Here is a 12108-nt window from a genome sequence, read left to right on the forward strand (position 1 = left end):
GAGAAAAGTGCTGCTTGGAGCATAATGCTAGGGGGTGAAAACGTCGGTTAGCACAAATGTGCTTTAGCCGTTGAGTATTCTATGTGTTTAAAAAATTATTATTCGTCCAACAAATTATTATGCGGCAAATAAAGTCGGTAGCCTTGCATGTTCACAAGCCTGATTTAGACGCGTTTGTGCCTGTTGGATGTTGCTGCGCCAGTTGTCATCTTTTGCCCACATTTCTATGACCAGCGGAACCACGCATTGTGTGGCGTTTAGCGTAGTGAAAATGGCATTAAAATCCACATCGCCTTCACCAATGACAAGATCTCTAAATTGTCCTTGATAAGTCGCGGTGACTTGGTAGGTATCTTTTAGGTGGATCTGCACGATGTGAGGCATGCTTAACGCTAACTCTGTACAAATATCGTAGTTCCAGCCCGAGATATTGCCGACATCCGGATAGGCGGTAAAGTAAGGAGAGTTGATTTCGCGATTTAGAATTTCAAACTTACTGAGTGAGTTCAGATAGTCTGTATCCATGATTTCAACCGCTAGCATGACGCCTGCTCGCTCTGCCATTTGGGCTGCGAGTTTCATTCCCTCAATGAAGTGTTTATGTGTGGCTTCATTAGCGGGTTCATAGTAAACATCGTAACCCGCTAATTGAATGGTGCGAATGCCCAGTTTATAAGCCAAGGTAATCGCTTTCTCCATATGAATCGCGGCCTGGTGGCGAATGGATTCGTCTTGAGAGCCAAAAGGGAACTTTCTATGTGCACTCAAGCACATGGATTGCAACGGCAGCGCATGCTCTTCGCACAATCGCCTTAGCTCGTAGATGGTGTTGTCATCCCAATCTAAACGGCTGCGTCTTTCGTCTGACTCATCAACAGAAATTTCAAGAAAATCAAAACCAAGTTGTTTGGTTTCTTTGATCTTCTGTTCCCATGAGAAATGATCAGGCAATGCCTTCTCATATAATCCCACACGGTGTCGTTGCATCATTTCAAACATGGGGTTCTCCTAGTTCCAGAAACGGTCGATTTGTGTGCGTAGTGCTTCGGCAGTTTCTTTGCCTTTGTCACCTGCTAGCGCGCGGCCAGCAATAAAGGTTTTTGCTTTAATACCTTCAAACAGGTAAAGGTCTTCTGGCACAATCCCGCCGGTAATCGACAACTCGATACCTAATTCAGAGAGTTGACGCATTTTCACTAGATCTTCTTCTGTCCAACCAACACCCGCCAATTCCGCATCACGAGATCGGTGGTAAATCGCTTGGCTAATGCCCAGATCAACCCAGTTCTGCGCGTCTTGCATTGTCCAGTTACCGTAGATTTCAATCTGAATTTCACCATTTAGCTCGTCGGCCACTTTTTTACACGCCCCAATGGTTGCGATGTGTGCGGCAGCAGACACAGTGATCCAGTCGGCACCTGCTTCGAAAGCCATTTTGGCTAAGATAGCGCCGCCATCGGTGGTTTTCATATCACAAACTAGAATGTGATCGGGGTGGTTAGCACGCAGTGTTTTCACCGAGTTCATCCCTTCGGCGAATGCCAAAATAGTTCCGACCTCAATGACGTCGACAAAACTTTCAACGTTATTTGCTACTGCGATTGCAGATTCAAGATCAGTTTGGTCTAGGGCGATTTGGATCATTGGTTTAGTCATCTTACTTATCCTTTAAATTTTTCACGAATTAGGCGGGCAATCCCGTTACTGTTGTTATCGGTCGAGCAGGTAAGTTGAGCATTGGATTTCACCGTATCGTCGGCGTTTTTCATCGCAACACCCAAGCCTGCAAATTCAAGCATGGAAATATCGTTATGGTTGTCACCGATGGCAATGACTTGCTCAGCGGTGAACCCCAGTTTTTGGACATAGTTGGCTAGGCGCGCGCCTTTATTATTGCCTTTGGCAGCAAAATCGATGCGATTTGACCAAGAACGCTCACCATTGAAGTGTTGCGAGACCCACGGGTCTTCTGCTAGACGTTGCACCAAGTTAACGTCGCCTTCGACGACAAATTTCCACACATAGTCGGTTTGTTCAGCGAGTTCATTAAACGAGTCGACGGTTCGGATTTGCGGTTGCTGCCCCTTAGGATATTGCTTTGCCCATGATTCAAGCTGCTGCATGTATTGAATCGGCGTTTTGCTGCTATAGGTCATTTCATTCGTCACGTACATGACCAGCTTCATTTGAAACTCATTAGCCATTTGAATGAACTGCAGCGCGTTGTCTTTACTTATCGCGTTGTGTTCAAGCACTTGTTGCAACTGGTAGTCGTATACATATGTCCCGTTGCAACAGATGATCGGTGTGGTTAGCTCAAGCTCATCATAATAAGGCTTTGCCGCGGTATGATGACGACCTGTTACGATGACGACATGGCAGACTTTCTGTGCTTCACTAATTGCTTGCTTGATCTCAGGATGAATGGTGTGGTCATCGGTTAATACCGTCCCATCTAAATCGAGGGCAAGAACTTGATATGTAGGCTCGACTTGAGGCTCATTCTTTACTTGAGGCATAGCTTTTACTTGAGACATAGATTCTCCTAGCACCATCGTTAGCCTTGACCATAGTAGGCATTCTCACCATGTTTTCTGAGGTAATGCTTATCAGAAAGCTCGGGTTGAATTTTAATGCCACTGTTGAGTGAGCGTGTCGCTAATGCCATCGCGGAAATTTCTTCGAGGACCACCGCATTGTGGACGGCATCGGACGCATCTTTTCCCCACGAGAAAGGAGCATGCCCCGCAACGATGACACTTGGGATCGACATGGCTTGAATGCGACGTTGTTGAAATTCCTCAACGATAACGAGCCCGGTATTCTTTTCATATTCACCGGCGATTTCTCGGCTAGACAGTTTACGTGTACACGGTATATCGCCATAAAAATAGTCGGCGTGTGTTGTGCCTAAAGCGGGAATATCGATGCCTGCTTGCGCCCAAATAGTGGCGCTTCGAGAGTGAGTGTGTACCACACCACCAATTTGAGGAAATGCGTGGTAAAGCTCTATATGTGTAGCGGTGTCGCTTGACGGATTAAGCGTGCCTTCTATGCGGTTGCCTTCTAAATCAACCACAACGATGTCATTAACAGACATGTCATCGTATTCCACGCCAGATGGCTTAATGGCTATCACGCCTAACTCACGGTCTATCTCGGAAACATTTCCCCAAGTAAAAGTGACTAAACCATACTTCGGCAGTTGAAGATTAGCGGTCAGGACGCGCTGTTTTAGTGCTTGATATTGCGACATAAGGACTCCTTACTCTGCTGCAGCTAATGCAGCATCAATGAGTTGTGCGACATCATTTGGGGTTTTACAGGCACGAAGCTTGGAAAAGTCCTCATCAAATTCGATAAGATTGGCAACTTGCATGGTGCCTTCAATGTGCTCCTCAGAGTCTTTACCTGCGAGAGTGATAAGTACGTCAACAGGATCGTCAACACCATCAAAGGTGACCGGTGTCTCTAAGACAGTTAACGCAAAACCCGTTTTTATTACCCCATCTTCAGGGCGGCAATGGGGAAGAGCAAAGGCATCATGAATGCAAATGTAAGGACCTTCGTCTTTAATAGCGGTAATGATGGCGTCGTAGTAGCGGGTTTCAGCAATGCCTGCGTTAACTAATGCGTCGGTGCCAAGCTTGATTGCAGCTTGCCAATCTGTTGCTTTGGCATTGAGTAAAATCGCGTTGTTCTGAAGAAGAGATTCTTTTAAGTTCATTGCTTGCCTCACATAGATATTTTGTTTTTATGGACTCGGAGAGTAGCTCTCCGAGTCGTATTTTTAGTTATAGATAGTACGGATATAAATCATATTTCCATTAAGCGGTGCGTCGTTGCCTACTTATGGAAGTTGTTTTCAATGATAGAAACTAGCTCATCACCAAACGTCTTCACCATAATCATGTTCTTCACGGCGAGCTGCTGTTTACCTTCTGGAAGGCCAGTAATTTTTTCAGCCAACGCGACGGAAGTAACAATGATGTCAAATGAACCTAAGTGTGATTTGTAGTCGGTAATCGCGCTGTTAAAGGTTGAGCTTGGGATGCCTTTTTTATCTAAGTACTCTTTAATTTTCTTAGAGCACATCATGGATGAGCCTTGACCAGACCCACAACACACGAGGACGCGAACCGGTTTTTGTGTTGCACTACCGCTTGCTTGTGGTGCTTCGGCGGTAGCTGTTGATTGAACGGGTGCAGCCACTTCAATCTCAATGCCTTCAGGTGTAACAGCTGTGACGGTTTCCATTGCGTCTTCTTCAGCTCGTAGCGTTTTAGAGGCGAAGTACATGTAAACACCGGCTAGCGCAAGAATGACAAAGAAGAACAAGCCTGAGGCAGAGAGACCTTGCATGATTGGTGGGAAGACAAGTGCCCAGTCAGCCATGCCCATCCAGCCGTTAAACTCGGTACCAGATTGCGCAAAGATGTGGATTGCCCAAGCAGAGCCGACGACTTCGATGATACCCATCACGAAACAGATCTTCATGACCGCTTTCCAGCCACCAAAGTGGTTGGCAAATACACCAATCGTGGCGTTTGAGAAGAACATTGGAATGAAGCCTGGGATGATCATGATTGGTGCATCAAACGCCAGCATAGCAAGAACGGCGGTGAATTGACCCACTGCGCCCCACATGAAGCCGAATACCATGGCATTTGGTGAGTAAGCATAAATCGCCGCACAGTCAATCGCTAATACCGCATTAGGAATGAGACGTTGTGAGATACCGTTAAATGCCTCGGACAGCTCGGCAACAAACATACGCACGCCAGTGACGATAACTTGAATCGCTACCGCAAATTTCAAGCCTGTTTCGAAGATGTAGATGAACCAGTGAGTTTTACCTGCCATGTCTTGAAGGTTATCAAGACCAAAGGAAAGCAGGATAATACCGAAGAAACCCGTCATGACTAATGTGGTCGCTGCAATACTATCGTGGAAAATGTGTAGCCATTTAGGCAGTTTGACATGGTCAACGCTATCGTTCTTATCCCCTAACTTTGGTGCAACTTTAGTGGCAATCCATGAAGCAAACTGTTGTTGGTGACCAATTGAGAAGCCTGCGCCGCCGGTGACTTCTTGCGTTGGTTTATACATGATGTTGGCAGAAATGCCCCAGTACAATGCCATTAAGATTGCAGAGTAGATGATGGTTTCCCACATGCTGGTGCCAAGAACGAAGTAGAACACCGCAATTAGACCTGCTTGTTGGAACATGATATGTCCCGTTAGCATGATGGTGCGAATACCCGTGTAGCGGCGGAAGGCAACAAGGAGGATGTTAAGCCCCAGAGCAAGCAATACGGCGTAGCCGACCCAGGAGTAATTGTCGCCCATGGTTTCCATGGTGGACATCATAGAGGTGTACGGGTCAATCACCGAGCCTGTCAGCCCGTGGATTTCACTCATTTTTTCGATGACGGGTTTGAAGCCAGCGACCAATGTCCCTGCGCCGACTTGCACAATCATGAAACCAACGATGGTTTTGATTGAACCCGAGATGATAGTGGTAGCGTCACGTTTAAGAAGAATATACCCCAGACAGGTAACCAGACCGAGTAGTAGAGGTGCCTTGGTCATGACCTGACTGTAAAAAATATAGAAGATGTCGTATAAGAACTCCATATCTTTACCCTTATATAATTTGTAGTTTTAATGATTTGTAGGATGTAGTGCTATCTTGTTTTTGCTCACGGGATAAACTTTAACAATCAAAAGTAATCATTCAATGCTCATTTGTGACTATTTTGATTTATATCAATTATTGGCAGCTTGAATGTACTCAAATGGGCTTACGATCACGTAAAAATAAAAAAGACATTAAAAATCAGCCACTTAATAAATATTGTGATTCGTATCTTATTTTTCTTAGTCGTAGGTTTGACAATCAGTCGGGTGATTATTAGAATCATAACAAATCACAAGTAATCACAAAGTTGTCACGGCAACCCATAGAGTGATAGATATGAATGAAGTCCAAAGACACAACAGCATCTTATCGCTGTTAGAAGACAAGCAAACCATCAATGTGGCGCACATTATTGATAGTTTTAATGTTTCCCCTGCAACCGCAAGGCGTGATATCGCCAAGCTGGATGAGCTAGGGAAGCTGAGAAAGGTGCGAAATGGCGCTGAACGCGTTGAAAGTAAGAAAAGAAAGTGGTCACCACTGAACATCAACAGCACAGAGTTTTATGAAGAAAAATCAGCCATTGCACAAGCTGCGGCCGATCTCTGTCAGTCTGGGGACAGTGTCGTGATCAACTGTGGCTCAACGGCTTTTCTTCTTGGCCAGCAACTGTGTGGTAGTGATGTGCAGATTGTTACTAATTACTTTCCACTCGCCAGCTACTTGATTACTGAAGATCACGATGATGTCATCATTATTGGTGGTCAGTACAACAAAGCGCAAAACATCTTTTTAAATCCTGCACCTAATTCATTAGGTGGTTACGCAGGGAATTGGATGTTTACCTCAGGTAAGGGTTTGACGGAAGTCGGATTATATAAAGCAGATATGTTGACCGCGGTAGCAGAACAGCAAATGTTGGAGCAAATTGACAAATTAGTTGTTGTTGTTGATAGCTCTAAGATTGGTCAACGAACTGGTATGTTATTTTGCGAAAGTAAGAATATCGATATCGTTATTACAGGAAAAGATGCAAATGCTGAGGTGGTAAAGTCCATTGAGGCTCAAGGAACTCAAGTTATATTGGTTTAATTTGAGTTAATTAATTACGGGAGTAATCCCGATTTTAAAATAATAAATTTAAGCTTAGCGCCTTATTAACAAATAAGGCGCGTGGCTCCCTACATCTTAAATAAAATTAAATTTGTGAAATAGAAGGTATTATCATGAGCAATGTAAACGAAATCACTCGCGAATCTTGGATCTTAAATACATTTCCAGAGTGGGGCACATGGTTAAATGAAGAAATAGAGCAAACAGAAGTTCAGCCGAATACGTTCTCTATGTGGTGGCTAGGCTGTACAGGAATTTGGTTGAAATCTGAAGGTGGCGCGAACCTATCCATGGATTTTTGGTGTGGTACGGGTAAGAAAACCCAAGCGGTTCAAAAAATGAAAAACCAGCACCAAATGATGCGTATGGGTGGTGTTGAAGCACTTCAACCTAACTTGCGTACTGCAATTTTTCCATTAGACCCATTTGCGATTAAAGAAATCGATGCAGTCATGGCGTCTCATGATCATGGCGATCACATTGACATTAACGTGGCGGCAGCAGTGCTACAAAACTGTGGAGAACACGTGAAATTTATCGGTCCAAAAGCGTGCGTTGATTTATGGATGAAATGGGGAGTGCCAGAAGAACGTTGTGTTATCGCTAAAGTTGGTGACGAGATCAAAATCAAAGATGTGAATATTAAAGTGCTTGACGCGTTTGACCGTACCGCCTTGGTCACATTACCAGAAGGCACGTCATCGCTTGATAAAGAAATCCTTGATGGTATGGATGATCGCGCGGTTAACTATTTAGTGGAAACAACAGGAGGGTCCGTTTATCACTCGGGTGATTCTCATTATTCAAACTACTACGCGAAGCATGGTAACGATCATAAGATAGATGTGGCTTTGCTTTCCTATGGTGAAAACCCACGCGGCGTAACGGACAAAATGACATCGTCTGACATTTTACGCGCAGCTGAATCGCTAGACTGTGAAGTGGTTGTGCCATTTCATCACGACATTTGGGCGAACTTCCAAAATGATCCACGAGAAATTGAAATGCTCTGGAACATGAAAAAAGAGCGTCTGCAATATGGCTTTGCTCCTTTCTTCTGGCAAGTTGGTGGCCGATATACTTACCCTACAGATAAAGGACGTATGCATTATCAGCACTTCCGTGGCTTTGCTGATGTCTTTAAAAATGAACCTGAATTGCCATACCGAGCCTTCTTATAACGGCAGAAAGGGACGATTTATCGTCCCTTTTTTTATGAAGTAAATACCCGATAATATTTATGTTACTACCTGGATGAAATGCCAATATGTTGCTAAAAGAATTTAAAACCCATTTTGAGCGTGGTGATATTGAAGGTGCTATCGCAGTGAAAGCGAATCATAGTGATGATTATTATTTGCTGGTGGTCAGTAAAAAATGGGGAGTGAATAGTTTTCTAGAAACCGGGAAAACGTTAAAACCAAGAATATTTAAAACGATAAAGGCGTTATTAAATACCGCTCAAAGCATTGGTATTTCTCCTCACTATGTTGAGATTGAATATGGATTATAAATTGATTGCCATTGATATGGATGGCACATTACTCAATGGTAATGGCGAAATTATCCCGTTAGTGCAAGAGGCAATATGCTTACTGCGTCAACGCTACCAGATTGTTCTTGCCACTGGTCGTCACCATACGACGGTGCTGCCGTACTATCAGCAACTAGACCTTGATACACCGATTATTTGCTGCAACGGCTCCTATTTATATTATCCTGATAGCGAGCAATATCGCTATCAGAGCCCTATTTCTAAAGACAATGTGCAGTTTTTCCTAGATCAGTGCCAGTCTCTGGATCTGATTGCCTATGTTGATGACCGTATTATCCTTAAGCACACGCATCCGGCGAACTACATCAGTAAATTAGAACAGTGGGCACTCACGCAGCCAGTTTCTATTCGACCCAAAATTGAACGAGTTGACGACCTTGCCGCTGAGTTGTTGCACTCAACCCACGTGTGGACCTTTGTCACAGAGGGTGACCCTAAAGCCATCGACGAGCTGATTGCTCTTGAGCACGTGCAACGTGCGTTCTGTTACGAACATTCGTGGTTCAACCGCATTGGTTTCAACAATATTGGAAATAGCAAAGGGCAGTTACTTGCTCGGTATCTTGAGGAATTAGCGATTCCGAACAGCCAAGTTATGGCGATTGGCGATAACGACAATGATGTATCTATGATTGACGTAGCCGGATTAGGGATAGCGTTAAGCAATGCTACGCCAAAACTCAAAGCGCGCGCTAATCATATCACTCAAGGTAGCAATAATGATTCAGGGATGTTGGAGGCTTTCGCGTTACTCACATCGTGATAGCGTTCTGTGTTAAAAGCCAAAAGCCAAAAGCCAAAAGCCGATGGTATTTGAATCAGTCAAAATACCTCGGCTTTTAATATGAAATGAACGTTACTGTGGCTTTAATGACAAAACGTTATCGATATCTTCGGCGCAATGACGTTCAGGCACTTGCTCCCACTCTTCACCCCAAGAGCGATTTAAGATGCGACCACGCTGCACGCCTTGTCTAGCTTCGAGCAACTTCGCCCAGCGCATGACATGTGTGTAACTTTCAACTTGTAGAAACTCAGCGGCATCATACAAGTTACCAAGCACTAAGTTGCCGTACCATGGCCAAATAGCCATGTCAGCAATCGTGTACTCTTCACCAGCCACGTAGGTATTGGTCGCAAGTTGTTTGTCTAATACATCTAGTTGACGTTTTGCCTCCAACGCGAAGCGGTTAATTGGATATTCAAGTTTTTCGTCCGCATACGCATAGAAGTGGCCAAACCCACCCCCTAAGAAAGGTGCAGAACCTTGCGCCCAAAATAGCCAATTGAATGTCTGTGTTCGTGCAGCGCCTTCTTTAGGCAGAAAATAGCCAAATTTCTCGGCAAGGTGGACAAGAATCGAAGCAGATTCAAAGACGTTCACGCTGTCTTCGCCTGAACGGTCAACCAATGCTGGGATCTTTGAATTGGGGTTTACGCTAACAAAGCCCGATGAAAATTGGTCACCTTCACCAATATTAATTAAGTAAGCATCATACTCAGCTTCTTTGACACCCAGTGCGAGTAACTCTTCTAGAAGAATAGTGACTTTTTGTCCGTTTGGGGTGCCGAGTGAGTACAGTTGCAAAGCGTGGTCACCAACTGGTAGCTCTTTATCATGGGTTGGGCCAGACACAGGGCGATTAATGCTTGCCCATTTATTGCCACCTTTTGTGTCGTGAACCCAGATTTTCGGCGGTGTATATTGATTTTCCATACTAACTCCTAAGTTAAATCGCTAAGGGCTAAGCTAAAATGCCGAACGATGTTTAATTCTAGTTCAGGATTGCAAAGCGCATTAGTCTAAGGCATTGATTAACGGTTGCCGTCACTCACGACTATGTATTTAACAAGACCATGAAGCGGTTGTCTAATTGGTCGCATCTAATTGGTCGTATAGTTCTGTGGGAACAGCGCACGTTTGGTGACGTCATCTTGTTCTGTTTTAAACTCAATGTCCTTGCCAACATCGCGCGCGACTTGTATAGCAGGACGTTGGTTGATGGCATCAAACCAACGCTTCAAATTCGGGTAAGGCGTCACAGCCTCTTCACCCAGTACAACAGCGGCTTTATCAATCCATCCCCACGTCGCGATATCGGCAATGCTGTAGGTTTGTCCAACGAGATAGTCTCTGCCTTTTAAGTGCGTATCGAGTACCTCGTAGTGACGTTGTGCTTCGCGTAAGTAACGATTGATCGCGTAAGGGATCTTTTCTGGTGATGCATGTCGAAAGTGAACCGATTGACCCGAGAATGGACCGAGTCCAGATGCAATGAACATTAACCAAGACAGCATCTCACCACGATCTTCAGGTTCTCCTGCTAGAAGCCCTGTTTTTTCGGAAAGGTAGAGCAAAATTGCATTGGAATCAAATACTCTAACACCGTCATCTTCTATCGCTGGTGCTTTGCCGTTCGGGTTTATCGCGCGATATTCAGGGCTATGTTGCTCGCCTTTATAGGTATCAACGGGAACGAGTTCATAAGGTAGCCCCGTCTCGGCGAGATACAGCGCGACTTTCATCGGGTTCGGTGTCTTGTGGAAGTAAAATTTTAGCATGTCATTTTCCTTTGAATTGAGTCAATTTGAGACAAATCACTAGACCTTTCCTTCTCGTGATAGCCAACACTATAGAATTAATTGAACGATCGTTCAATTGGTTTTTGAACAGTCGTTCAAATTTATTGCGAACGATGAAATGAGTAGCTAGATTGAATCAGATGTCGGGTAAGCTGTGAACATGATGCCCAGTTTTATCGTTAGTTACTCAGGCGTATACAGGCCCATACAGTTAAATATCGCTGCGATTAAGGCTCTGTTTCATTTAGGGGGGGAGGCTCATTCCATACAATAGACTTAGTAAAGTATGATTTACGGGTTGATTTTATTGTGCTTTTTTAGCGATAGAAATAGGTCATACAGTAATTCGATGTCAGCTTGATCCATGGACATCATGGTGTCCATCATATGCAATACACTAGCAGGTACGGCGAGTTGCCCTCCGTGTTCGCGATCGATGTCATCGACTGGAAAAAACTGCAAGATGCTGACATCAAGTACTTTGCCTAAACGAAAGAGATCTAAAACGGTAAACTGACTGCCTTGTACCTTATCCATCTTGCTATAAAATGCGGTTTTGCCAATTCCTGACTTATCCGCCAATTGGTTTTTGCTCAGACGGCTGTGCACCATATAGCTTTCGACCCGCTCAATGAGCATCGCACGGAACCGATGTTCAGACTCACCGAAAAACTCAAATCCAGTGGTATTTAACGTCGCCATCATTGCTCCTCATTAGCATTTTTCCATTTTATGAAATCTAGTGTAGTTACATTTTCGAATAATGAAAATACAACTGAGTATGCTGATTCAAATAGCGTGACGCTAAATGGCAAAATGAGACGAGGCTGCAATGAAAATAGTGAATTTACCCTTTCCCCTAGTTACCTTGACGCTACTGGTAGCAATGATGCTGTTCTCCCCCGTGAGTAATGCATTATCGAGCCCTGAAGCAAGTGTAGTGAAAGGCCAAACCGAGCAATATGCTCGTGTTGTTGCTCGAGGGAAGCTATTAAGTTTGACCAAGTGGAAAGTGGAAGTGGACTTTGGGCAAGAGGTTGAAATTGGTATTCGAAATAAGGACCTATTACGCGATGAAGCGGGCAATACGGTGGCTTTTAATTCCCCCATTGACGCGGTTAATTTTTTAAACTCGAAAGGCTGGATTTTAGTCTCTGCGAGTTCATCTGCGGATCATTTTTCTGCAATATTAAAGCGCACTGTGCAATAGCATGGT

14 protein-coding genes are annotated in these 12108 nt (G+C 44.3%); 5 read left to right on the forward strand and 9 right to left on the reverse strand.

Annotated features, from left to right (window positions below; all coding sequences use genetic code 11):
- Positions 1-117: 117 nt before the first annotated feature.
- The 6 genes from L4D05_RS12210 to L4D05_RS12235 form a co-directional block, all read right to left on the reverse strand.
- Positions 118-999, reverse strand: a complete 882-nt coding sequence (locus tag L4D05_RS12210; protein WP_428794161.1) for an L-ribulose-5-phosphate 3-epimerase — start codon at positions 997-999, stop codon at positions 118-120.
- A 9-nt stretch (positions 1000-1008) separates the two neighbouring features.
- Positions 1009-1656 carry a 3-keto-L-gulonate-6-phosphate decarboxylase UlaD gene (locus tag L4D05_RS12215; protein WP_428794162.1) on the reverse strand — a complete coding sequence of 216 codons (648 nt, stop codon included), beginning with the start codon at positions 1654-1656 and terminating at the stop codon, positions 1009-1011.
- Positions 1657-1661: 5 nt separating this feature from the next.
- A complete protein-coding gene (locus L4D05_RS12220; RefSeq protein ID WP_428794163.1) occupies positions 1662-2537 on the reverse strand; it encodes a pyridoxal phosphatase in 876 nt (291 codons plus the stop codon).
- A gap of 20 nt (positions 2538-2557) precedes the next feature.
- Positions 2558-3256: an L-ribulose-5-phosphate 4-epimerase gene (locus L4D05_RS12225; RefSeq protein ID WP_428794164.1), complete on the reverse strand. Its 699-nt coding sequence runs from the start codon at positions 3254-3256 to the stop codon at positions 2558-2560.
- A gap of 9 nt (positions 3257-3265) precedes the next feature.
- Positions 3266-3727: a PTS sugar transporter subunit IIA gene (locus L4D05_RS12230; RefSeq protein ID WP_428794165.1), complete on the reverse strand. Its 462-nt coding sequence runs from the start codon at positions 3725-3727 to the stop codon at positions 3266-3268.
- Positions 3728-3846: 119 nt separating this feature from the next.
- Positions 3847-5637, reverse strand: coding sequence for a PTS ascorbate-specific subunit IIBC (locus L4D05_RS12235; RefSeq protein ID WP_428794166.1), 1791 nt, complete (start codon positions 5635-5637; stop codon positions 3847-3849).
- A gap of 340 nt (positions 5638-5977) precedes the next feature.
- Between L4D05_RS12235 and ulaR the strand changes: the two genes are divergently transcribed.
- The 4 genes from ulaR (at position 5978) to L4D05_RS12255 (ending at position 9072) form a co-directional block, all read left to right on the forward strand.
- Entirely contained in the window at positions 5978-6733 is a 756-nt protein-coding gene (ulaR, locus tag L4D05_RS12240) for an HTH-type transcriptional regulator UlaR (RefSeq protein ID WP_428794167.1), read from the forward strand.
- Between the two features lie 134 nt (positions 6734-6867).
- Positions 6868-7935 (forward strand): L-ascorbate 6-phosphate lactonase, encoded by a 1068-nt coding sequence (ulaG, locus tag L4D05_RS12245; protein ID WP_428794168.1) that lies wholly within the window; start codon positions 6868-6870, stop codon positions 7933-7935.
- Positions 7936-8021: 86 nt separating this feature from the next.
- On the forward strand, positions 8022-8267 hold the full coding sequence (locus L4D05_RS12250) for a hypothetical protein (protein ID WP_428794169.1): 246 nt from the start codon (positions 8022-8024) through the stop codon (positions 8265-8267).
- Positions 8257-9072 carry a Cof-type HAD-IIB family hydrolase gene (locus L4D05_RS12255; RefSeq protein ID WP_428794170.1) on the forward strand — a complete coding sequence of 272 codons (816 nt, stop codon included), beginning with the start codon at positions 8257-8259 and terminating at the stop codon, positions 9070-9072. Before L4D05_RS12250 ends, L4D05_RS12255 begins: the two co-directional genes overlap by 11 nt.
- A 93-nt stretch (positions 9073-9165) precedes the next feature.
- Here the strand turns inward: L4D05_RS12255 and yghU are convergent, their stop codons facing one another.
- From yghU to L4D05_RS12270, 3 genes are all read right to left on the reverse strand, one after another.
- A complete protein-coding gene (gene yghU, locus L4D05_RS12260) occupies positions 9166-10026 on the reverse strand; it encodes a glutathione-dependent disulfide-bond oxidoreductase (RefSeq protein ID WP_428794171.1) in 861 nt (286 codons plus the stop codon).
- 167 nt (positions 10027-10193) lie between these two features.
- Positions 10194-10871: a glutathione S-transferase family protein gene (locus tag L4D05_RS12265; RefSeq protein WP_428794172.1), complete on the reverse strand. Its 678-nt coding sequence runs from the start codon at positions 10869-10871 to the stop codon at positions 10194-10196.
- A gap of 312 nt (positions 10872-11183) precedes the next feature.
- Positions 11184-11597 carry an XRE family transcriptional regulator gene (locus tag L4D05_RS12270; RefSeq protein WP_428794173.1) on the reverse strand — a complete coding sequence of 138 codons (414 nt, stop codon included), beginning with the start codon at positions 11595-11597 and terminating at the stop codon, positions 11184-11186.
- Positions 11598-11724: 127 nt separating this feature from the next.
- Here L4D05_RS12270 and L4D05_RS12275 point away from each other — a divergent pair, with 127 nt between their 5' ends.
- Positions 11725-12102 (forward strand): hypothetical protein, encoded by a 378-nt coding sequence (locus L4D05_RS12275; protein ID WP_428794174.1) that lies wholly within the window; start codon positions 11725-11727, stop codon positions 12100-12102.
- The last annotated feature ends 6 nt before the right edge of the window (positions 12103-12108 follow it).

Origin of the sequence: Vibrio nomapromontoriensis, from assembly GCF_050337205.1 — a bacterium.
GTDB classification, from domain to species: domain Bacteria; phylum Pseudomonadota; class Gammaproteobacteria; order Enterobacterales; family Vibrionaceae; genus Vibrio; species Vibrio nomapromontoriensis.